This window comes from Thiosulfatihalobacter marinus (assembly GCF_016019955.1).
Taxonomy (GTDB): domain Bacteria; phylum Pseudomonadota; class Alphaproteobacteria; order Rhodobacterales; family Rhodobacteraceae; genus Shimia; species Shimia marinus_A.
This window is the reverse complement of record NZ_JAECRZ010000004.1, coordinates 138,699-159,388: the sequence shown is the minus strand read 5'-3', so window position 1 is coordinate 159,388 and position 20,690 is coordinate 138,699. Positions and strand designations below refer to the sequence as shown.

Genomic DNA, 20,690 nt, shown 5'->3' with positions numbered 1-20,690 from the left:
TGATGACGCACCCGGTAGACGTGCATGTAGGCAAGAGAATTCGGCAACGCCGGTGGTTGACCGGCATGACGCAGCAGCAGCTGGCCGAGCAAGTGGGAATCAAGTTTCAGCAGATCCAGAAATACGAAACCGGGGCCAACCGCGTCAGCGCGTCCCGGCTTTGGGATATTGCCGATGCGCTTGATGTGCCCGTAAGCTTCTTTTTCGAAGGCCTGGATGCTGAAGAAGGCGATCTTGCCAGGAAAGTGCCCGCGGACCTGATGGGTGACAAGGAAGCGCTGGATCTGGTCCGGTCGTATTACGCGATCCCGGAGAACCAGCGGCGGCGCCTGTTTGAACTGGCACGGGTTTTAAGCGACGTAGCTTGAGTTTTCTTCCCCCTTGGGCTAGCGCAGAGGTGGCCGACAGGGGCGAGGGGCATTCAAGTGAACCGTAGCGATATTGAAAAAATCAAACGGGTGGCGGATGTGATGGCAGACGCCGCCCGTTCTGCCATTCTGCCGCATTTTCGTGCGCAGGGGCTGGCGGCGGAGAACAAGCTGACGGACGGGTTCGATCCGGTCACGGTGGCGGACCGCGCCGCGGAACGGGCGATGCGGGATGTGCTGGAGCGCGAATTCCCGCAGGACGGCATCCTGGGCGAGGAATACGGCGCGCGCGAGGGCAGCTCGGGCCTGACCTGGGTGCTGGATCCGATCGACGGCACGCGCGGTTTCATCAGCGGCACGCCCACCTGGGGCGTGCTGATTGCGCTGTCGGATGCAACCGGCCCGCTTTATGGCGTGATCGACCAGCCCTATATCGGCGAGCGATTTGCCGGCGGGCTTGGGGTGGCGGACCTGACCGGCCCGCAGGGCCGGCGGAGGCTGGAAACCCGGCGCACGCACCGGCTGGAAGACGCGATCCTGTTCACCACCTTTCCCGAAATCGGCACGCCCGGTGAACGGCGCGCGTTCGAAGCCGTGGCGGAACGGGTGCGGCTGACCCGCTATGGCATGGATTGCTATGCCTATGCTCTGGTGGCGGCGGGGCAGGTGGATCTGGTGATCGAGGCCGGGCTGAACGCCTATGACATTCAGGCGCCGATTGCGGTGATCGAGGCCGCGGGCGGGATCGTGACCGACTGGCAGGGTGGCAAGGTGCATATGGGTGGGCAGGTCCTGGCCGCCGCGACGCCCGAATTGCACGCCGAAGCGCTGAAGCTGCTTTCGCAATTCCCTGATTGAAACCGGCGCGCGCGCTGATTAAATTGACAGGCGTTGCCGGAGTCCTTTGCCCGCTTTCTGTCCGGTGGCTTTCACACTTCAAAACCGAATCGGGCCTTTGTGAAGTGTGAAAGGCTGACCATGTCCGAAATTCTGCTGAAATCCTGTGAAACCGTCCTGACCATGGACGATGACCGCCGTGAACTGGCGGGGTGCGATATCCGTATCCGCGATGGCGTGATCGCCGAGATCGGCGCGGATCGGACAAGCGGCGGCGAGGTGGTGCGCGCGGCGGGCTGCGTGGTGACGCCCGGTCTGGTCAACACCCATCACCATTTGTACCAGACCCTGACGCGGGCGGTGCCGGGCGGGCAGGATGCGCTGTTGTTTGGCTGGTTGCAGACGCTGTATCCGATCTGGGCGCGGTTCGGGCCGGAAGAGATGTTCGTATCGGCGCAGGTGGGGCTGGCGGAACTGGCGCTGTCGGGCTGTACGCTGACCTCGGATCACCTGTATCTTTATCCCAACGGCGCGCGGCTGGATGACACGATCGACGCGGCCCGCGAGATCGGGATGCGGTTTCATCCAACGCGCGGTGCGATGAGCATCGGGCAAAGCGACGGCGGGCTGCCGCCGGATATGCTGGTCGAGCGGGAGGCGGATATCCTGGAGGATGCGCTGCGTGTCATCGACCGGCATCACGATGCGCGCGAGGGCGCGATGGTGCGGGTGGGCGTTGCGCCCTGTTCGCCCTTCTCGGTGAGCCGCGATCTGATGCGGGACGCGGCGTTGCTGGCGCGCGACAAGGGGGTGATGCTACACACGCATCTGGCCGAAAATGACGAGGACATCGCCTATTCGCTGGAGAAATTCGGCTGTCGTCCCGGACAATATGCCGAGGATCTGGGCTGGACGGGGCCGGATGTGTGGCACGCGCATTGCGTGAAGCTGGACGGGCAGGAGATCGGCCTGTTCGCGCGCAGCGGGACCGGGGTGGCGCATTGCCCATGTTCGAACTGTCGCCTTGGCAGCGGCATCGCGCCGGTGCGGGCGATGCGCGATGCGGGCGTGCCAGTGGGGCTGGGTGTGGATGGCTCGGCCAGCAACGATGCGGGCAACCTGGTGTCCGAGGCGCGCCTGGCGATGCTGTTGCAGCGGGTGGCCAGGGGCGCGGACGCGATGAGCGCGCGCGAGGCGCTGGAGATCGCCACGCGGGGCGGGGCGGCGGTGCTGGGACGCGCGGATTGCGGGCAGATCGCCGTGGGCAAGCGCGCCGATATCGCCCTGTGGGACGTGTCGGGTGTGGAGAGTGCCGGAAGCTGGGACAAGGCGGCGCTGTTGCTGGCGGGGCCGACACGGGTGCGCGATCTGTTTGTCGAGGGGCGTCAGGTGGTGCGCGACGGACAGGTGATCACGATCGATCTGGCGCGGGTGATCGAGCGGCAGACCAGTCTGGCGGCGAAGCTGGCGGGGTAACGCGCGAATTCGATGCCGCCTGGCAGCCGTCTGCGAACGGCTTGCGCCGTGACGTGACACATGCGGCTGGAATGCAAAAAGGCGCAAGGGAAGGTTCCCGTGCGCCCTGAGGTTTGATCCATTGGAGCGGGCGAGGCGATTCGAACGCCCGACCCTAACCTTGGCAAGGTTATGCTCTACCCCTGAGCTACGCCCGCCCCCTTTGGATGAGGGGTGAGATAGCCCCGGCGCGGGGGGACTTCAAGAGGAAAAATGCGGTGGTGCTGTGCACGCGCGGACGGGTCCGAAACATGAAAAGGCGCCGGGGTTCAACCCGGCGCCTTTTTCACTGTCCCTCCATCCGGAGGATATTGGAGCGGGCGAGGCGATTCGAACGCCCGACCCTAACCTTGGCAAGGTTATGCTCTACCCCTGAGCTACGCCCGCATCCTTGGGTGAGGCGTGAGATATAAAGAGTCGCCCCGCGCCGCAAGAGGTAAAATGATCACCCGAGGAAAAAAATTGTCCTCTTCACGACGGAATACGCGATGGGTTGCGTAAGAGATTTCATGAGAAAGACGACAACATGAAACCCGCCGGAACGCGCGAAATCCGGGCACCATGCGCGGCGCGCGAGGTCGCGGCGGGACAGAGGGATGAAGACGATGACACAGAATATGCGCCTTGTGGCGTTGGTCGTGGCGATCAGCCTTGGCATGGTGGTTTCGGCCGATGCGCAGGATCACCCCGCGACCTGCGACGCACCGGTGGCACAGTGCGCAGCGCCGTGACCTGTCGGTAAGCCCGCACAGGCTTGACCGTCTGACGCGGCGTGATAGGGAGAGGGCATTCCTGGGACGATCGCGGTTTGGATGGGCGTGGCACGGTCATATATCATTACCCTGACATCGGTGCCGCCCCGGTTTGGCCAGCTTGACTCGACCCTGCGCAGCCTGCTGGCGCAGAGCGTTCCGCCAGAGCGGGTGATCCTGTATCTGAACCGGCGCTATCGCCGCTTTCCCGACTGGGACGGTACCCCGCCCGAGGTGCCGGAAGGTGTTGAAATCCGTTGGGTTGGGGAAGATTGGGGGCCGGCGACCAAGCTGTTGCCCGCGTTGCGCGACTTTGCCGGGCAGGACATCGACATTCTGTATTGCGACGACGATCAGGCGTATCGCCCCTGGCTGGCCGAGCGGATGCTGAAGGCGCGCGCGCGCCGCCCCGGCGACGCGATCGCGGTCAGCGGGATGTGGGATTTCGCGCCGCCGGGCGGCGGCAGACGGCGGTTCGACAAGCGGCCAAGGCGGCTGTTTCTGTGGAAGATCACCAATGTCGGGTTTCACCTGCGCGCCCTGCTGCGTCGGGTGTCGTGCCGTCTGACCGGGCGCGATTATGTCGAGCCGGATCGGCGGCGGGTGCTGCGCGCGGGCTATGCCGACGGGGCCGAGGGCTGGATGGGGGTTCTGGTGCGTCCGGAGTTTTTCCCCGACGAGGTGTTTGATATCCCCGATTTCGCCTGGCCGGTGGATGATGTCTGGCTGTCGGGGCAGATGGCGCGCAAGGGGCACGGGGTGTGGATCATCGGCGGATTGCGCGAGCCGTATCTTGCGCCCGTTGAAAAGCCCGCCCACTCGGATGAAGAGGCGCTGTTCCGGTCCGAATTCGGGGGCAAGAAGCGCCGTCAGCTGAACAACGAGGCCGCGCGGTATTTTCAGGACCGCTACGGGATCTGGAGTTAGCGCCGCATGTCCTATGTCATTTCGCTTTCGACCATTCCAAGCCGGTTCGCGCTGATGCGGCCAACGCTGGAGATGCTGGTGCGTCAGCGGCCCGCGCCCGAGGCGGTCGTGTTGTACCTGCCGCGCCGGTACCGGCGGTTCCCGGATTGGGACGGGGCGTTGCCCGACGTGCCCCGGGGCGTTGAAATTCGCGTCGTTGACGAGGATTTCGGCCCGGCCAGCAAGGTGTTGCACGCGCTGCGCGAGTTTGCCGGGACGCAGACCGACATTCTGTTCTGCGATGATGACATGTGTTACCGCCCCGGCTGGGCGGCGGCGTTTCTGAAAGCGCGGCGCAAACAGCCCGGCGCGGTTATCGCGCTGTCGGGGATGCCGGTGACATCCTATCACCCGGCGGCGGCGCCCACGGGGTTCCTGCCAAGGGCGCGGCTGCATTGGCGCGCGACGGACCCGGAATTTGCCTTGCGCAGCTGGTGGATCCGGTGGCGGGCGCGCAACCCGGACTATCCGCTGATCGGTCCCGGCCGGCGGGCCTATTGGAAGGCGGGGCACGCCGACATTTTCGAAGGCTACGCGGGTGTGATGGTGCGGCCCGATTTCTTTGCACCCGAGGTGTTCGACATACCTGACGTGGCGCGTCACGTGGACGATGTATGGCTGTCGGGCATGGCCACGGTCAAAGGCACGCCGATCTGGGTGCCGGCCTTTCAGCGCGAGCCGGACCTGCTGCGCGGGGCGCATTCGGATGCGCTGCATCTGGGCACGCATCAGGGACAGGACCGGCGCGCCCAGAACCGGGGCGCGGTGGAATACCTGCAAGCGCGCTACGGTATCTGGACCTGAACACGCCCCGCCGGAGCGGGCCCCTGGCCTATTCCAGTTCGATCAGAAGATCCTTGGCGTCAATCTGGCCGCCGGCCTGCACATGCACGGCCTTGACCGTGGCGTCGCGTTCGGCATGGATGCCGGTTTCCATTTTCATGGCCTCGATGGTCAGGAGCAGATCGCCCTCCTTGACCGCCTGACCGGCGCTGACGCCGACAGAGGCGACGACGCCGGGCATGGGCGCGCCCACATGGTTGGGGTTGCCGGTCTCGACCTTGGGGCGGGCGACGGTGGAGGATTTCACCAGACGGTTGGGCACGCGGATCGCGCGCGGCTGGCCGTTGAGTTCGAAGAACACCTTGACCTCGCCGTTTTCGTCGGTGTCGCCAATCGCTTGCAGGCGGATTTCCAGCGTCTTGCCGGGGTCGATCTCGGCGGTGATCTCTTCGCCCGGTTCCATGCCATAAAAGAAGGTGCGCGTGGGCAGGGTGCGGACCGGGCCATAGCTGCGGTGCCGGCCCATGTAATCCAGAAAGACCTTGGGATACATGAGATAGCCGTTCAGATCCTCGTCATCGACCCTGAGCCCTTCAAGCTGTTCGGAGACTTCGTTGCGCACCGTTTCCAGATCGACGGGCGGCAGATGTTTGCCGGGGCGTTCGGTGTTGGGTTTTTCGCCCTTGAGCACCTTTTTGACGATCTTTGACGGGAAGCCGCCGGGAGGCTGGCCCAGATTGCCGCGCATCATGTCGATCACCGACTCCGGGAAGGCGACCTCGGTTTTCGGGTCTTCGACCTGTGCGCGGGTCAGGTTCTGGCTGACCATCATCAGCGCCATGTCGCCGACCACCTTGGAGGAGGGCGTAACCTTGACGATATCGCCGAACATCATGTTCACGTCGGCATAGGCCTGGGCGACCTCGTGCCAGCGTTCCTCCAGCCCCAGCGAGCGCGCCTGCGCCTTGAGGTTGGTGAACTGACCGCCGGGCATTTCGTGCAGGTAGACTTCGGAGGCCGGGGCCTGAAGGCCGGATTCAAAGGCGGCGTACTGGCCGCGCACCGCTTCCCAGTAATTGGAAATCTCGCGCACCGCCGCAATATCCAGATCGCTTTCGCGGTCAGTGAAACGCAGCGCTTCGAGAACCGAGCCCATGGTGGGCTGCGAGGTGTTGCCCGAGAAGGCATCCATCGCCGCATCCACGCAATCGACCCCGGCGCGGGCCGCGGCCAGAACCGTGGCGATGGCGGCGCCGGATGTATCATGTGTGTGGAAGTGGATCGGGATGTCCACCGCGTCTTTGAGCGCCGGGAACAGGGCCTCGGCGGCGGGGACTTTCATCAGCCCGGCCATGTCCTTGATGCCCAGCACATGCGCCCCGGCGGCCTCAAGCTCTTTGGCCATGTTGACGTAATACCTGATGTCATACTTGGCCCGCCCCGAATCCAGCGCATCGCCGGTATAGCAGATCGTGCCTTCGCAGATCTTGCCGTTTTCCTGCACCGCATCCATGGCGACGCGCATGTTTTCGACCCAGTTCAGCGAGTCGAACACGCGGAACACATCCACGCCGGTTTGCGCGGCCTGGCGGACAAATTCCTGTACCACGTTGTCGGGATAGTTGGTGTAGCCCACGCCGTTGGAGGCGCGCAGCAGCATTTGCGTCAGGATGTTGGGCATATGGGCGCGGATGTCGCGCAGGCGCTGCCAGGGGCATTCCTGAAGGAAACGATAGGCCACGTCGAACGTGGCGCCGCCCCAGCATTCCACCGAGAACAGTTGCGGCAGGTTGGCGGCATAGGCCGGGGCGACCTTGATCATGTCGACCGAGCGCATCCGGGTGGCCAGCAGCGACTGGTGCCCGTCGCGCATGGTGGTGTCGGTGAACAGGAGCTGATCCTGCGCCTTCATCCAGTCGGCCACCGCCTTTGGCCCTTGCGCGTCCAGCAGGTTGCGGGTGCCCGGCGGCGGCGTGTCGGCGCGTTTGGCGGGGCAGCGCGCCGGTTTCAGATCGGGATGCGGGGTGGGGCGGTCCTGGACCTCGGGATGGCCGTTCACGGTGATGTCGGCGATATAGGTGAGCACCTTGGTGCCACGGTCGCGCCGCTTGCGGAACTGGAACAGTTCAGGGGTCTCGTCGATGAACTTGGTGGTGTACTGGTTGTTCAGGAAGGTCGGGTGCTTCAGCAGGTTCTCGACAAAGGCGATATTGGTGCTGACGCCGCGAATGCGGAATTCACGCAGCGCGCGGTCCATGCGGGCGATGGCCTTTTCGGGGGTCTGCGCCCAGGCCGTGACCTTGGTCAGCAGGCTGTCGTAATAGCGGGTGATGACCCCGCCGGCATAGGCCGTGCCGCCGTCCAGGCGGATGCCCATGCCCGTGGCCGAGCGATAGGCGGTGATGCGGCCATAGTCGGGGATGAAATTGTTTTGCGGATCCTCGGTGGTGACGCGGGTTTGCAGCGCGTGGCCGTTGAGGCGGATGTCATACTGGCTGGCCTTGCCGGTGGCTTCGGCCAGCGACTTGCCCTCGGCGATCAGGATCTGGGCCTGCACGATGTCGATACCGGTCACTTCCTCGGTGACGGTGTGTTCCACCTGAACGCGGGGGTTGACCTCGATGAAGTAGAATTTGCCGGTTTCCATATCCATCAGGAATTCGACGGTGCCCGCGCATTCATAGTTCACATGGGCGCAGATCTTGCGGCCCAGTTCGCAGATTTCCTCGCGCTGGGCTTCGGACAGATAGGGCGCGGGGGCGCGTTCCACGACCTTCTGGTTACGGCGCTGGACCGAGCAATCGCGTTCGTAGAGGTGATAGATATTGCCATGGCTGTCGCCAAGGATCTGCACCTCGACATGGCGGGCGCGGGTGATCATCTTTTCCAGATACCCCTCGCCATTGCCAAAGGCGGCTTCGGCCTCGCGGCGGCCTTCGAGAACCTTCTCTTCCAGTTCGTCCTCGGACAGGATCGGGCGCATCCCGCGCCCGCCGCCGCCCCAGGACGCCTTGAGCATCAGCGGATAGCCCACCTCGGCCGCCTCTTTCCTGATCGCCGCCATGTCGTCGCCCAGCACCGCGGTTGCGGGGATGACGGGCACGCCGGCCTCGACCGCCACGCGGCGGGCCGACGCCTTGTCGCCCAGGGCGCGCATGGTCTCGGCCCTGGGGCCGATGAAGGTGATGCCGTTGGCGGCGCAGGCGTCCACGAAATCGGGGTTTTCCGACAGCAGCCCATAGCCGGGATGGATCGCATCGGCGCCGCATTCCCTGGCGACGCGGATGATTTCGTCAATCGAGAGATAGGCCGCCACCGGCCCCATGCCTTCGCCGATCCGATAAGCCTCGTCCGCCTTGAAGCGGTGCAGCGAGAGCTTGTCCTCTTCCGCAAAGACGGCCACGGTTTTCTTGCCCATCTCGTTGGCGGCGCGCATCACGCGGATGGCAATCTCGCCCCGGTTGGCAATCAGGATCTTCTGGAAATCGGGCATTGGGCAGGCTCCTCCCTTTTCGGTGTCTGTCCGGCTGTGTTCGCTGCGCGCAGATAAGACCATGCTGCGGCGCAGAGCAATACCGAGTCGTACGGATTCTGGCGCATTTCTGTTAGGATTCGTAAGATTTCGTTCCGTTTCCGGTCTTGCCGGCACGGAGTTCGACGTGCTGGCGGCTTTGTCAGTTGTGTCGGGCGCAGGGCTGTGGCACGACATGTATATAGAAAAAGCGGAATGTGAAACGATGCAACGACGGGTGTTTGTTGGCGGATTGGCGGCTGGTGTCGGGTTGGCGACGGCGGGACAGGCCGAAGGGATGGTTCTGACGGCGCAAGAGGCGCTGGCCGGGCTGGAGGGCGGCGACCTGATCCTGATCGATATCCGCACGCCCCGCGAGTGGCAGGACACCGGCGTGGCGCGCGGCGCCTGGCCGATGGACATGCGCGACCGCCGGTTCGGCGCGCGTCTGACCGGGGTGCTGGAGCGCAACCCGGATCGCCGGGTGGCCGTGATTTGCCGCACGGGCAACCGCTCGGGGTATCTGGTGGAGGTGCTGGCCAGGAATGGCATCACCAATGTCTGGGACGTGTCCGAGGGCATGGCCGGGGGGCCGAATGGCAAGGGGTGGATACCGTCCGGCCTGCCGATCGTGACCGCGCGCGCGGCGCAGGACGCCATGCCCGTCGACCTGCGCGCCGACTAGGGTCAGGACCCATTAATCCTGCGGATTTGACGGATTTGCCGCCTGACGTCCTTTCAATGCCTTGAAATAGAACCACTATTCCTGCGGCATTGTACGTAGTCAGACAGCAAATCTGTCAAACCAGTGGCGCAGGACTAATGGGTCCTGACCCTAGTTTGGCTCTTTCGCCCGTTGGTCCTGGCGCAACAGGCGCGATGCGGCCCGGGAGGGGGTGTCCAGCCCCAGCTGGCCCATATTGGCGTGCAGATCCTGCGTGAGAATTTCGGCAAGGTGGCCCGGCCCCGGCGCCCCAAGCGCGGCCAGCGCATAGTGAAAGCCGCGCCCCATCATCACCAGAGTGGCCCCGAGCGCCACGGCGCGCAGGATATCGAGCCCGGTCTCGAACCCGCTGTCCACGATCAGCGGCAGGGTGGTGGCCGCGCGGATGGCGGGCAGCGCCTCGATGGTGGCGGGGGCGGCGTCGAACTGTCGCCCGGCGTGGTTGGAGATCCAGAGCGCATCCACCCCGGCCTGTTCCAGCGGCGCGGCATCGCGCGGGTTCAGCACGCCCTTGACGATGAACGGCCCGTCCCAGTGATCGCGCAACCAGTGCAGATACTCCCAATCCGGCGAACTGCGCAGCATATAGCCGGCATGGGCGGTGGAGTTCAGCCCCGTCATCGGGCCGGCATAATCGTCGATCAGGCGCATGCGCGGCAGCCCGTGGCGCGCCATGCCCAGGGCCCAGGCCGGGCGCCGCGCGATCTGGGCCAGCAGGCGCGGTGTGAGGCGGGGCGGTGTGGTGAGGCCCGAGCGCAGCTGGCGTTCCCGGCGGCTGGCGACCGGGACATCCACGGTCAGGACCAGCGTGCGAAAGCCCGAATTGCGGGCGCGGCGCAGCATGTCCTTGCGGATATCGGGATCGCGCGGGGGGTATAGCTGAAACCAGCCATGCGGACCAAGATCCGGCGCGACATCCTCGGGGGTACGGCTGGCGACGGTGGACAGGCAATAGGGAATGCCGATATCGCGCGCGGCACGGGCGAGCCGGCGTTCGGCATCGGGCCAGACCAGACCGGACATGCCCACGGGGGCGATGCCGATGGGCAAGGCAAAATCCTGGCCCAGGAAAGGTGTGCCAAGGTCCGGGGCAATGTCGCCATGCAGGACCGAGGGGTGAAACAGGATCGCGTCCAGCGCCGCCCGGTTGCGGGCCTTGGTGCGTTCGTCGCCGGTGGCGCTGTCCAGAAACTCCCAGACAAAGCGGGGCATCCGGCGCTGCGCCCTGGCGCGCAGGTCCGACAGGGCGGGATATCTGGCATGTGGATCCATATGTCTTTGTTGGCCCTGAACGGAGGCTTGTCCAGAGGGGGCGAAATCTTGCAAAGATTTCGGTGCGGTTTCTTTTCAAGAAATCGTTTGGAACGTTCGGAACATAGAGAGAACGTAGCTTTCGCGTCGCCGCGCTTTGCGTTAATCTGGCGCGCATGAGCAGTTTTGACGAATTCGACGCCTTTGAAGGCGCTTCTCTTTCGGCGCGGGCCATGGCGGCGCGGCCGATGCCGTATCTGGACGAGCTGAACCCCGCGCAGCGCGAGGCGGTCGAGCAGATGGACGGGCCGGTTCTGATGCTGGCGGGCGCGGGCACCGGCAAGACCAAGGCGCTGACCGCGCGGATCGTGCATTTGCTGAATACCGGCCGGGCGCGGCCCAACGAGATTCTGGCCGTGACTTTCACCAACAAGGCGGCGCGGGAGATGAAGAACCGTGTGGGCGCGATGCTGGGACACGCGATAGAGGGAATGCCCTGGTTGGGCACGTTCCACGCGATCTGTGTCAAGCTGCTGCGCCGTCATGCCGAGCTTGTGGGCCTGAAATCCAACTTCACGATTCTGGATACGGATGATCAGCTGCGCCTGCTCAGGCAATTGGTGCGGGCCGCCAATATCGATGACAAACGCTGGCCCGCGCGCCAGTTGGCGCATCTGATTGATGGCTGGAAGAACCGGGCGCTGACGCCGGAAAACCTGCCGGCGGCGGATCACGCGGCCTATAACCATCGCGGCGGCGAGATCTATGCCCAGTATCAGCGCCGCCTGCTGGAACTGAACGCGGTGGATTTTGGCGATCTTTTGCTTCACGTGGTCACGATTTTCCAGAAACACCCGGATGTGCTGGAACAGTATCAACGCTGGTTCCGTTATATCCTTGTGGACGAGTACCAGGATACCAACGTGGCCCAGTATCTGTGGCTGCGCCTGCTGGCTGGGGCGCACAGGAATATCTGCTGCGTCGGGGATGATGACCAGTCGATCTATGGCTGGCGAGGCGCCGAAGTGGGCAATATCCTGCGATTCGAAAAGGATTTTCCCGGCGCGCATGTGGTGCGGCTGGAGCAGAATTACCGGTCGACCCCGCAGATCCTGGCCGCGGCGGCAAATGTCATTCGCGGCAATGCCGACCGGCTGGGCAAGGAATTGTGGACCGAGGCGGAGGAGGGCGAAAAACTTCGACTGATCGGCCATTGGGACGGCGAAGAGGAAGCGCGCTGGATCGGGGAAGAGATCGAGGCGATGCAGTCAGGCACGCGCGGCATGCGCGCCTTTGGGCTGGACGAGATCGCCATCCTTGTGCGGGCCAGCCACCAGATGCGCGCGTTCGAGGACCGGTTCCTGTCGATCGGGCTGCCCTATCGGGTGATCGGCGGGCCGCGGTTCTATGAGCGGATGGAGATCCGGGATGCCATGGCCTATTTCCGGCTGGTGGTGTCGCCCGACGACGATCTGGCCTTTGAGCGGATTGTGAACACGCCCAAGCGGGGCCTGGGCGATGTCGCACAGCAGAAGATCCAGACCTGCGCGCGCCGTCATGGCGTGAGCCTTGTCGAGGGCGCGCGGATCCTGCTGGAGGAAAAGGGGCTGGGCGGCAAGGGCGCGCGGGAACTGGGCCTTTTGCTGGACGGGCTGGCGCGGTGGCGCCGTCAGGGACAGGCGCCGGTCATCGAGGTGGCGCTGGATGACGATGCGGTGCTGGATGACGAGGCCGCGCCCAGGGCGACGCGGCTGCAGGAGGGGCAGCCCGAGCTGGGCCATGTGGAACTGGCGCAGGTGATCCTGGACGAATCGGGCTATACCGCCATGTGGCAGAACGACAAGACGCCCGAGGCGCCCGGGCGGCTGGAGAACCTCAAGGAACTGGTCAAGGCATTGGAACAGTTCGACAATCTTCAGGGCTTTCTGGAGCATGTCAGCCTGATCATGGACAATGAAAGTGACGGGTCCGAGCAGAAAGTATCGATCATGACCCTGCACGCCGCCAAGGGGTTGGAATTTCCGGCGGTGTTCCTGCCGGGCTGGGAAGACGGACTGTTTCCGTCCCAGCGCAGCATGGACGAAAGCGGTGTGAAGGGGCTGGAGGAAGAACGGCGGCTGGCCTATGTTGGGATTACCCGCGCCGAAGACCTGTGCACGATCTCTTTCGCGGGCAACCGGCTTGTGTTCGGTCAGTGGCAAAGCCAGATGCCGTCGCGATTCATCGATGAACTGCCCGAGGCGCATGTCGAGGTGCTGACGCCGCCGGGCCTGTATGGTGGTGGCTATGGCGGCGCGGCGGCCCGCCCGGCGGCCTCGACGCTGGAGCAGAGCGCGGCGCGCGCGGACGGGTATAATTCGCCCGGCTGGAAGCGCCTTCAGGCGCGCGCGGGGCATTACGGCACCAGCCAGCCACGCGAAAGCCGCCACGCGGCGATCGACCTGGAGGCGGTGTCAAGTTTCACGGTTGGCGACCGGGTGTTTCACCAGAAATTCGGCTATGGCGCGATTCTGGGGATCGAGGGCGACAAGCTGACGGTGGATTTCGAAAAAGCCGGGGAAAAGAAGGTCGTGGCCCGGTTCGTATCTGCGCCGGATGATATTCCGTTCTGAGCCGGGCCTTGTGACCCGGGGTTCCGGTTGACAGGGCGGCGCGCGCGCGCCTTGGCTGGAGGCAACAAGGAGGACCGCATGATTTTTTATGATTGCAACACGGCGCCCAGCCCGCGCCGGGCGCGCATGTTCATTGCCGAAAAGGGAATCGAGATTGAAACCCGCAATATCGACCTGAGCAAGGGCGAGCAACTGGGCCCCGACTATCTGGCGGTCAATCCGCGCGCCACGGTGCCCGCGCTGGTCACGCAGGGCGGGCAGGTGCTGGGCGAGAATATCGCGATTGCGGCCTATCTGGAGGCGCTTTTCCCGGAACCGCCGCTGATGGGAGAGGGGGCCGAGGAAAAGGGATCGGTGATGATGTGGAACGCCATGAGCGAATTTCAGGGCGGCTGGGCGGTGGCAGAGGCGCTGCGCAATGCGCATCCGGCGATGAAGGACCGCGCGCTGCCTGGCCCGGAAAGCTATCGTCAGATTCCCGAGTTGGCCGAACGGGGCCACGCCCGCCTGAACGTGTTCTTTGACCTGCTGGAGCAGCGGTTGCAGGAAAGCCCTTACCTGGCCTCGGGGCGGTTTACCCTGGCGGACATCACCGCGTTTGTGTTTTGCGATTTCGCGCGGGTCGTGCGCCGGGCCATTCCCGAAGAGAACGGCGCAACGCGGGATTGGTTCGCGCGGATTTCCGAGCGCGACAGCGCCCGGCGGTAAGTGCCGCCCGGGTTTGGCGCACGCCTGTTGACCGGAGAATCCATTGTCTGAAAAAAGATACGGCGGCACCCGGGAGGAGGGTGCCGCCGCTCGTTTGTCAAGACACCCCAGGGAGGAGGAGAGGGTTGCCTTGATCCCGGTGGGCCATGCGGCCCGGTGTTCTGGTGCGGCGGTCCCAAGGGAGGAGCGGAACCGCCGCGCTAGTCTCAAGACACCCCAGGGAGGAGGAGAGGGTTGCCTTGATCCCGGTGGGCCATGCGGCCCGGTGTTCTGGTGCGGCGGTCCCAAGGGAGGAGCGGAACCGCCGCGCTAGTCTCAAGACACCCCAGGGAGGAGGAGAGGGTTGCCTTGATCCCGGTGGGCCATGCGGCCCGGTGTTCTGGTGCGGCGGTCCCAAGGGAGGAGCGGAACCGCCGCGCTAGTCTCAAGACACCCCAGGGAGGAGGAGAGGGTTGCCTTGATCCCGGTGGGCCATGCGGCCCGGTGTTCTGGTGCGGCGGTCCCAAGGGAGGAGCGGAACCGCCGCGCTAGTCTCAAGACACCCCAGGGAGGAGGAGAGGGTTGCCTTGATCCCGATGGGCCATGTGGCCCGAATTTTGCTGCGGTAATGCCAGGGAGGAGGAGGCATCACCGCAGATATTGGAAAGCCTGAGGGAGGAGCGGCCTTCCGAATTGTTCAGTGCTCGCTGACGGCCTCGAGGGCGATGCGGCGGATCATCGACCGGTTCATGCCGAGATCGGCAAGCTCGCGGTCGGACAGGGATTGCAGTTCCAGAACGGTCTGACGGAACTTGCGGTGACGCTCGTAGCGTGCGACCAGATCGGCGAACAGGGTCGAAAGGCTGCGGCCGGATGCCGGTGCGAGTGTCGTGTGATTTGTTGCGTATGCCATTTCGGAACCTTCTCGGATGCGTGTCTGTCGTCGTTGTTGAGAAACATATAGGGGTATGCTGCATGTGCACAATGGAAGGCTTCGCAAAGCCGATATGCGCTGAGGGAATGGGGAAGCAACGTCAACTTGGACTTGCTGAATATTTAGGCAACCCTGTATGAATCTTGGGTAATTCGCCTATATTTGTCTGAATGGTCAAACCGCGATGCATTGTGCAGTCGCAGAAAGAGGAGAGCGAAATGGGTGTGGAAAAGGCCACTGTTCTGGACGCGTTGCAGCGATTGAGCCTGCCGGATGGCGGTGATCTGGTGAGCCGCGACATGGTGCGCGCGCTGACAATTGATGGCGCTAACATCCGATTCGTGATCGAGGCGGCCTCGCCCGCGATTGCCCGGCAGATGGAACCGCTGCGTCGCGCGGCAGAGCAGGCGGTGCGCGCGCTGGAGGGGGTGCGGGAGGTGCATGTGGCGCTGACCGCGCATGAGGCGGCACCGCAGGGCAAGCCGGCGGCGCCGTCGCTAAAGATCGGCGGCCACCCCAAGCCGCAGCAAGGCCCGATGAAAGTGCCGGGCGTGGCGCGTATTCTGGCGATCGGTTCCGGCAAGGGCGGGGTGGGCAAATCCACCGTGTCCTCGAACCTTGCCGTGGCGCTGGCCCGGCAGGGGCGCCGGGTGGGATTGCTGGATGCGGATATCTACGGGCCAAGCCAGCCGCGCATGATGGGGGTGAACAAGCGCCCCGCGTCGCCCGACGGCAAGACCATTCTGCCGCTGCACAGCCACGGGGTGACGATCATGTCGCTGGGTTTCATGCTGGACGAGGACAAGCCCGTGGTGTGGCGCGGGCCGATGCTGATGGGGGCGTTGCAGCAGATGCTGACGCAGGTGCAGTGGGGCGAGTTGGACGTGCTGATCGTGGACCTGCCGCCGGGCACGGGTGACGTGCAGCTGACCCTGTGCCAGAAGACCGAACTGACCGGCGCGATCGTGGTGTCAACGCCGCAGGATGTGGCGCTTCTGGATGCGCGCAAGGCGTTGGGCATGTTTGACCAGCTCAAGACTCCGGTGCTGGGACTCATTGAAAACATGAGTGTTTTCCACTGTCCCAACTGTGGGCACGAGACCCATATCTTTGGCCATGGCGGGGTGGCCGCCGAGGCCGAAAAGCTGGGCGTGCCGCTTTTGGGCGTGCTGCCGATCGATCTTGAGACACGCCTGGCCGGCGACGGGGGCACCCCGGTTGCCGCCGGCGAGAGCGATATGGCCAGCGCCTATGCCAGGATTGCGGAAGGGCTGGTCAAGGGCGGGATGGCGTGATCAGCTGACCACCTCGCCGATCAGCACATCCGGGTTCACGTTGGTGAAATTCGGCACATCGGCCATGACCGGGCCAGAGGCCTCCATGGCGGCATCCAAGGCGGCCTGATCGGCAAAGGTGATGGTGGCGATGGCGTGGTAGCCCGGGGGAGTTTTGGGGCCTCCGGCGACACCCCTTGTGACGGTGGTGGCGGCGATATGCGGCCCCATATGTTCGCCCACCAGATCAAAATGGGTGCTCAGGTAATAATCGAAATCGAAGGTCGATCCGTCGCTGACGGGATAGATGACTTGCAGAGAAACGGCCATTGCACGTGTCCTTTCACAGAGGGTCAATCGAGGGACTGTAGCAGCTTTGGGCCGCGTGTGTGAGGTATTTGGGGGGCGGGCAACGGGCGCAATCCGGTCGCATCCGGGGGCCGGGCCCGCGTCGGCATCACGTCGGTATTGCGTCGGTAGCGGGCGCGGAAATGGCCGGGTTGGCCCGACGCCCGCCCGCGCAACGTGGTTTCAGGCGGCTTGCGGGCGGCTCAATCGACGCGGCGCAGTTGAAGCTGATTGCTGGTCTTGCGGGTTTCGAACCGTTTGAGACCCTTCACCAGATCGCTGAGTTTGCGATGGCCATAGGTGCGGGTGTCGAAATCGGAATGTTCGGCGGTGATGTACTGACCGATCTGGCCCAGCGCGTACCAGTCGTCATCCTGCTGGATCTTTTCCATGGCGGACAGGATCAGCGGAATGGCATCGGTGGCCGGACGCTTGCCGGTCTTGACGGCGCCTTTCTGGGCCGGGGTGGGATCGTCGATGAGGTTCTCGATCAGGATGAACCGGTTGCAGACGTTGCGCAGGGATTCGGGTGTCTTGCCTTCGCCGATGCCGATCACGTCCAGCCCCTGTTCGCGGATGCGATTGGCCAGCGCGGTGAAATCGCTGTCGGAACTGACCAGCACGAATCCGTCAAAGCGGCCGGTGTGCAGGATGTCCATCGCATCGATCACCAGACCGATGTCAGAGGCGTTCTTGCCCTTGGTATTGGCGGTTTCCTGATGCGCCACCAGCCCGTGTTCGCGCGCGGTATCGGCCCAGTTGCGCAATTGCCCCGAGGACCAATCGCCATAGACCCGGCGCAGGGCCGGTTCCCCGAAAGAGGTGATTTCCTTGAGGATCGGCCCGGCATGTCGGGCCGGGATATTGTCGGCGTCGATCAGGACGGCGTAGAGGGGGCGGTCGCGGTTGGGCATTGGAGGGCCTTCTATTTGAGAAAGGCGCGCCATGAACGACGCGCCCTGATTTACTGATAACATAGGCGTGTGGCGTGATCTTTGAAAGCCGGTGCCGGGCTTTCGCTCAGAACTCCACGACAGCCCGGATCGATTTGCCCTCGTGCATCAGGTCGAACCCCTTGTTGATCTCTTCCAGCGTCAGCTTGTGGGTGATCATCGGGTCGATCTCGATCTTGCCGTTCATGTACCAGTCCACGATGCCGGGTACGTCGCTGCGCCCCCTGGCGCCGCCAAAGGCGGTGCCTTTCCACACGCGCCCCGTCACAAGCTGGAACGGGCGGGTGGAAATCTCGGCCCCCGCCGGAGCGACGCCGATGATCACCGAGACACCCCAGCCGCGATGCGAGCATTCCAGCGCGTCGCGCATCACCTGCACATTGCCGGTGGCGTCAAAGGAATAATCCACGCCGCCAAATGCGTCACGTTCGGTTTTGGTGAGGTCGATGATCGCCTCGGTCACGGACTGGCCTTCGGGCAGGTCGGCCGGGTTCACGAAATGGGTCATGCCGAATTTCCGGGCCATTTCGACCTTGCCGGGGTTCAGGTCGACGCCGATGATCATGTCGGCCCCGGCCAGGCGCAGGCCCTGGATCACGTTCAGCCCGATGCCGCCCAGCCCGAACACTGCCGCCGTAGAGCCGATTTCCACACCCGCGGTATTGATCACCGCGCCGATCCCGGTGGTGACGCCGCAGCCGATATAGCAGATCTTGTCAAACGGGGCGTCGTCGCGCACCTTGGCCAGCGCGATTTCCGGCAGCACGGTGTGGTTGGCGAAGGTCGAGCAGCCCATGTAGTGATAAATCGGCGTGCCATCCAGCATGGAAAACCGGGTGGTGCCGTCGGGCATCAGGCCCTGGCCCTGGGTGCCGCGAATGGCGGTACAAAGGTTGGTCTTGCCCGACAGGCAGGCATGACATTCGCGGCATTCCGGCGTGTAGAGCGGGATCACGTGGTCGCCCGGTTTCAGCGTGGTGACGCCTTCGCCCACCTCGACAACGACGCCGGCGCCCTCGTGCCCGAGGATCGAGGGAAACAGCCCTTCGGGATCGGCGCCGGAGCGGGTGAATTCATCGGTGTGGCAGATGCCGGTGGCCTTGATCTCGACCAGAACCTCGCCCGCCTTGGGGCCTTCGAGGTTCACTTCCATGATTTCCAGCGGTTTTCCGGCCTCGAGGGCAACGGCGGCCTTGGTGCGCATCATGATGATAATCTCCCTGAATTCTTTTGGCGAAGGGTGGTTGAAAGCGGTGGTCTTTGCAACCTTGTTGCCAAAGCATCGCGCGGCCTGGCGGGCCGGGGGCGAAGCGATCCGGCCGGTTTGCGACAGGTCTGGGCGGCGGCAGGCGGCGGGCAGGCGGGGGTGGCTCGACTTGGGGTGGGAATCACGCTAGATTGAGAACAATTAGCGAACATTTGTGTCGTGCCGCTGCTGCCATCACCGAATTGCCATGCCCAACCGCCGCATTCTTTCCCTGTGGTTCCCGCGTCTGGGGGCCGAGCGCCTGATCCGTATGGAGCGGGGGCTGTTTGACGCGCCGCTGGCGGTGTTGCGCGATACCGGGCAGATGCAGGTGATTGTGTCCATGAATGCGGCGGCCGAGGCCGAGGGGCTGGAGCCGGGCCAGCCGTTGCGCGATGCGCAGGCGGTGTGCCCGCATCTGGTGACGCGATTGCAGAACGCGCCCGCCGAAGCGGCGTTTTTGTCGGCTGTGCGGCGCTGGGCAGGCAAGTTTTCCCCCTGGGTGGCCGAGGAGGCGCCCAATGCGCTGATGCTGGACCTGACGGGCTGCGCGCATCTGTTTGGCGCAGAAGACGGGGTGTTGGAGGCGGTGGAGCGCGATTGCGCGGAGCTGGGGCTGACGGTGCGGGCCGGGATTGCCGATACGCCGGGGGCGGCCTGGGCGCTGGCGCGGTTTGTGCAACAGCCGGGCGGGGAGATCCATCGCAGCGGCGACGACATCGCGCAGGAGGCGCGTGCGACGCGCAGCCGCGCGGTGAAACGGCGGCATTGGACGCGGGGGGGCACGCCGCCGCAGAAACTGCCGGAGGTGGCGCGCGCGGCGCGGATTGCGCCACCGGGGCAGACCCACGGCGCCCTGGCGGATCTGCCGGTGGCGGGGCTGCGGCTGGAGGCGGGCACGCAGGCCGAACTGGCCCGGCTGGGGCTGCGCCGGATCGGAGACCTGACCGGCCAGCCGCGCGCGGCGCTGGCGCGCCGCTTTGGCAAGGGGCTGGTGTTGCGGCTGGATCAGGCGCTGGGCAGCGCGCCCGAGCCGGTGAACCCGGCGGCGGTGTCGCCGCTGTTTGCGGTGCGCATGACCCTGCCCGAGCCGATCGGGCTGGAAGAGGATCTTCTGGCCGGTGTTGACCGGCTGCTGGCGCCGCTCTGTGCGCGGCTCAAGGCGCGCGGGCTGGGTGCGCGGGTGGTGCGGTTGCAGGTGTTTCGCGCGGACCAGACCATGCAATGGGTGGATGTGGGGCTGGCGCGGGCCAGCGACGATCCCGAACGCATCCGCCCGCTGTTGCGCATGAAGCTGGAAGAGATCGATGCCGGGTTCGGCATCGACATGCTGCGCATCGAGGTCTTGCGCAGCGAAACCCTGCATACACGCCGCAAGACCGGGCATCTGGAAGCCGGCCGCGCCGTGGCCGAACGGCTGGCGACGGGCCATGGGCTGGACGATCTTGTGGGGCGGATCGGGGCGCGGATCGGGCTGGAACAGATCACGCGGCGCCATCCGGCATCCAGCCATGTGCCCGAGAAGGGTGCGCAGGTGCTTTTTTCCGCCTGGTCGGCGCCCTTCGGGGAGGACTGGCCACAAGTGCCCGGCGCGCGTCCGCTGCTGCTGTGGCGCCCCGAGCCGGTGCACGGGATGGCGGGGCCGCATCTGGGGGCGGGGTTTCGCTGGCGTGGGCGCGACATGGTCCGGGCGGGCGCGCAGGGCCCCGAGCGGATCGCGCCGGAATGGTGGCTGGACGAGCCGGACTGGCGCAGTGGAGTACGCGATTACTGGCGTGTGACCTGTGAAAGCGGCGAGCAGCTGTGGCTGTATTACGCCCATGGCGGCACGATGTCGCCGGGCTGGTTCTGCCACGGGGCCTTTGCGTGATGTCTGGAAGAAAAGGCCCCCGGCGACGCGGACTGGGTGGGGGCAATAACGCCGCGCCG

At 64.9% G+C, this 20,690-nt stretch carries 17 protein-coding genes and 2 tRNA genes; 11 read left to right on the top strand and 8 right to left on the bottom strand.

Annotated elements, in window-relative coordinates; all coding sequences use genetic code 11:
* Window positions 1-2 precede the first annotated feature (2 nt).
* The 3 genes from I3253_RS07925 (at window position 3) to I3253_RS07915 (ending at window position 2,681) form a co-directional block, all read left to right on the top strand.
* A complete protein-coding gene (locus tag I3253_RS07925; protein ID WP_197917119.1) occupies window positions 3-368 on the top strand; it encodes a helix-turn-helix domain-containing protein in 366 nt (121 codons plus the stop codon).
* Between the two features lie 57 nt (window positions 369-425).
* Window positions 426-1,226, top strand: coding sequence for a histidinol-phosphatase (gene hisN, locus I3253_RS07920; RefSeq protein ID WP_332255661.1), 801 nt, complete (start codon window positions 426-428; stop codon window positions 1,224-1,226).
* Window positions 1,227-1,346: 120 nt separating this feature from the next.
* Window positions 1,347-2,681, top strand: coding sequence for an 8-oxoguanine deaminase (locus tag I3253_RS07915; RefSeq protein WP_197917118.1), 1,335 nt, complete (start codon window positions 1,347-1,349; stop codon window positions 2,679-2,681).
* Between the two features lie 122 nt (window positions 2,682-2,803).
* On the opposite strand, the gene I3253_RS07910 is transcribed toward I3253_RS07915, so the two are convergent.
* Window positions 2,804-2,878 (bottom strand) — tRNA-Gly (locus I3253_RS07910).
* 154 nt (window positions 2,879-3,032) lie between these two features.
* Window positions 3,033-3,107 (bottom strand) — tRNA-Gly (locus I3253_RS07905).
* A gap of 218 nt (window positions 3,108-3,325) precedes the next feature.
* Here I3253_RS07905 and I3253_RS20595 point away from each other — a divergent pair.
* From I3253_RS20595 to I3253_RS07895, 3 genes are all read left to right on the top strand, one after another.
* The gene (locus I3253_RS20595; protein ID WP_269648386.1) at window positions 3,326-3,451 is read left to right on the top strand and encodes a hypothetical protein; all 126 of its coding nucleotides are present in this window, start codon (window positions 3,326-3,328) and stop codon (window positions 3,449-3,451) included.
* An 87-nt stretch (window positions 3,452-3,538) separates the two neighbouring features.
* Window positions 3,539-4,399 carry a glycosyltransferase family 2 protein gene (locus tag I3253_RS07900; RefSeq protein WP_197917117.1) on the top strand — a complete coding sequence of 287 codons (861 nt, stop codon included), beginning with the start codon at window positions 3,539-3,541 and terminating at the stop codon, window positions 4,397-4,399.
* A gap of 6 nt (window positions 4,400-4,405) precedes the next feature.
* Window positions 4,406-5,242 (top strand): glycosyltransferase family 2 protein, encoded by an 837-nt coding sequence (locus I3253_RS07895; protein ID WP_197917116.1) that lies wholly within the window; start codon window positions 4,406-4,408, stop codon window positions 5,240-5,242.
* A gap of 28 nt (window positions 5,243-5,270) precedes the next feature.
* On the opposite strand, the gene pyc is transcribed toward I3253_RS07895, so the two are convergent.
* Complete coding sequence (gene pyc, locus I3253_RS07890) at window positions 5,271-8,714, bottom strand: pyruvate carboxylase (RefSeq protein WP_197917115.1); 3,444 nt, start codon at window positions 8,712-8,714, stop codon at window positions 5,271-5,273.
* A 244-nt stretch (window positions 8,715-8,958) separates the two neighbouring features.
* Here pyc and I3253_RS07885 point away from each other — a divergent pair, with 244 nt between their 5' ends.
* Window positions 8,959-9,417: a rhodanese-like domain-containing protein gene (locus I3253_RS07885; protein WP_232272125.1), complete on the top strand. Its 459-nt coding sequence runs from the start codon at window positions 8,959-8,961 to the stop codon at window positions 9,415-9,417.
* Between the two features lie 150 nt (window positions 9,418-9,567).
* Here I3253_RS07885 and I3253_RS07880 read toward each other — a convergent pair whose 3' ends face one another.
* Window positions 9,568-10,728 (bottom strand): alpha-hydroxy acid oxidase, encoded by a 1,161-nt coding sequence (locus I3253_RS07880; RefSeq protein WP_197917113.1) that lies wholly within the window; start codon window positions 10,726-10,728, stop codon window positions 9,568-9,570.
* Window positions 10,729-10,883: 155 nt separating this feature from the next.
* On the opposite strand from I3253_RS07880, the gene I3253_RS07875 reads away from it, so the two are divergent.
* Together I3253_RS07875 and I3253_RS07870 are read left to right on the top strand one after the other, a co-directional pair.
* Window positions 10,884-13,319, top strand: coding sequence for an ATP-dependent helicase (locus I3253_RS07875; RefSeq protein WP_197917112.1), 2,436 nt, complete (start codon window positions 10,884-10,886; stop codon window positions 13,317-13,319).
* Window positions 13,320-13,397: 78 nt separating this feature from the next.
* The gene (locus tag I3253_RS07870) at window positions 13,398-14,027 is read left to right on the top strand and encodes a glutathione S-transferase family protein (RefSeq protein ID WP_197917111.1); all 630 of its coding nucleotides are present in this window, start codon (window positions 13,398-13,400) and stop codon (window positions 14,025-14,027) included.
* A gap of 676 nt (window positions 14,028-14,703) precedes the next feature.
* Here I3253_RS07870 and I3253_RS07865 read toward each other — a convergent pair.
* Window positions 14,704-14,919, bottom strand: a complete 216-nt coding sequence (locus I3253_RS07865) for a DUF1127 domain-containing protein (RefSeq protein ID WP_197917110.1) — start codon at window positions 14,917-14,919, stop codon at window positions 14,704-14,706.
* Between the two features lie 239 nt (window positions 14,920-15,158).
* Here I3253_RS07865 and I3253_RS07860 point away from each other — a divergent pair, with 239 nt between their 5' ends.
* On the top strand, window positions 15,159-16,235 hold the full coding sequence (locus tag I3253_RS07860; protein ID WP_197917109.1) for an Mrp/NBP35 family ATP-binding protein: 1,077 nt from the start codon (window positions 15,159-15,161) through the stop codon (window positions 16,233-16,235).
* Here I3253_RS07860 and I3253_RS07855 read toward each other — a convergent pair whose 3' ends face one another.
* The 3 genes from I3253_RS07855 to I3253_RS07845 all read right to left on the bottom strand — a co-directional run bounded on the left by I3253_RS07855 (window position 16,236) and on the right by I3253_RS07845 (window position 18,719).
* Entirely contained in the window at window positions 16,236-16,544 is a 309-nt protein-coding gene (locus I3253_RS07855) for an EthD family reductase (protein WP_197917108.1), read from the bottom strand.
* 221 nt (window positions 16,545-16,765) lie between these two features.
* Complete coding sequence (locus I3253_RS07850) at window positions 16,766-17,476, bottom strand: NYN domain-containing protein (RefSeq protein WP_197917107.1); 711 nt, start codon at window positions 17,474-17,476, stop codon at window positions 16,766-16,768.
* A gap of 106 nt (window positions 17,477-17,582) precedes the next feature.
* Complete coding sequence (locus tag I3253_RS07845; RefSeq protein ID WP_197917316.1) at window positions 17,583-18,719, bottom strand: S-(hydroxymethyl)glutathione dehydrogenase/class III alcohol dehydrogenase; 1,137 nt, start codon at window positions 18,717-18,719, stop codon at window positions 17,583-17,585.
* A 250-nt stretch (window positions 18,720-18,969) separates the two neighbouring features.
* Between I3253_RS07845 and I3253_RS07840 the strand changes: the two genes are divergently transcribed.
* Window positions 18,970-20,631: a Y-family DNA polymerase gene (locus tag I3253_RS07840; protein WP_197917106.1), complete on the top strand. Its 1,662-nt coding sequence runs from the start codon at window positions 18,970-18,972 to the stop codon at window positions 20,629-20,631.
* Window positions 20,632-20,690 lie beyond the last annotated feature (59 nt).

Bases quoted from the DNA above. Each gene is read 5' to 3' on its own strand.
- I3253_RS07860 (WP_197917109.1), top strand. From the start codon at position 15,159: ATGGGTGTGGAAAAGGCCACTGTTCTGGACGCGTTGCAGCGATTGAGC.
- I3253_RS07845 (WP_197917316.1), bottom strand. From the start codon at position 18,719: ATGCGCACCAAGGCCGCCGTTGCCCTCGAGGCCGGAAAACCGCTGGAA.
- I3253_RS07925 (WP_197917119.1), top strand. From the start codon at position 3: ATGACGCACCCGGTAGACGTGCATGTAGGCAAGAGAATTCGGCAACGC.
- I3253_RS07915 (WP_197917118.1), top strand. From the start codon at position 1,347: ATGTCCGAAATTCTGCTGAAATCCTGTGAAACCGTCCTGACCATGGAC.
- I3253_RS07885 (WP_232272125.1), top strand. From the start codon at position 8,959: ATGCAACGACGGGTGTTTGTTGGCGGATTGGCGGCTGGTGTCGGGTTG.
- pyc (WP_197917115.1), bottom strand. From the start codon at position 8,714: ATGCCCGATTTCCAGAAGATCCTGATTGCCAACCGGGGCGAGATTGCC.
- I3253_RS07875 (WP_197917112.1), top strand. From the start codon at position 10,884: ATGAGCAGTTTTGACGAATTCGACGCCTTTGAAGGCGCTTCTCTTTCG.
- I3253_RS07880 (WP_197917113.1), bottom strand. From the start codon at position 10,728: ATGGATCCACATGCCAGATATCCCGCCCTGTCGGACCTGCGCGCCAGG.
- I3253_RS07865 (WP_197917110.1), bottom strand. From the start codon at position 14,919: ATGGCATACGCAACAAATCACACGACACTCGCACCGGCATCCGGCCGC.
- I3253_RS07850 (WP_197917107.1), bottom strand. From the start codon at position 17,476: ATGCCCAACCGCGACCGCCCCCTCTACGCCGTCCTGATCGACGCCGAC.
- I3253_RS20595 (WP_269648386.1), top strand. From the start codon at position 3,326: ATGACACAGAATATGCGCCTTGTGGCGTTGGTCGTGGCGATCAGCCTT.
- I3253_RS07840 (WP_197917106.1), top strand. From the start codon at position 18,970: ATGCCCAACCGCCGCATTCTTTCCCTGTGGTTCCCGCGTCTGGGGGCC.
- I3253_RS07870 (WP_197917111.1), top strand. From the start codon at position 13,398: ATGATTTTTTATGATTGCAACACGGCGCCCAGCCCGCGCCGGGCGCGC.
- I3253_RS07855 (WP_197917108.1), bottom strand. From the start codon at position 16,544: ATGGCCGTTTCTCTGCAAGTCATCTATCCCGTCAGCGACGGATCGACC.
- I3253_RS07895 (WP_197917116.1), top strand. From the start codon at position 4,406: ATGTCCTATGTCATTTCGCTTTCGACCATTCCAAGCCGGTTCGCGCTG.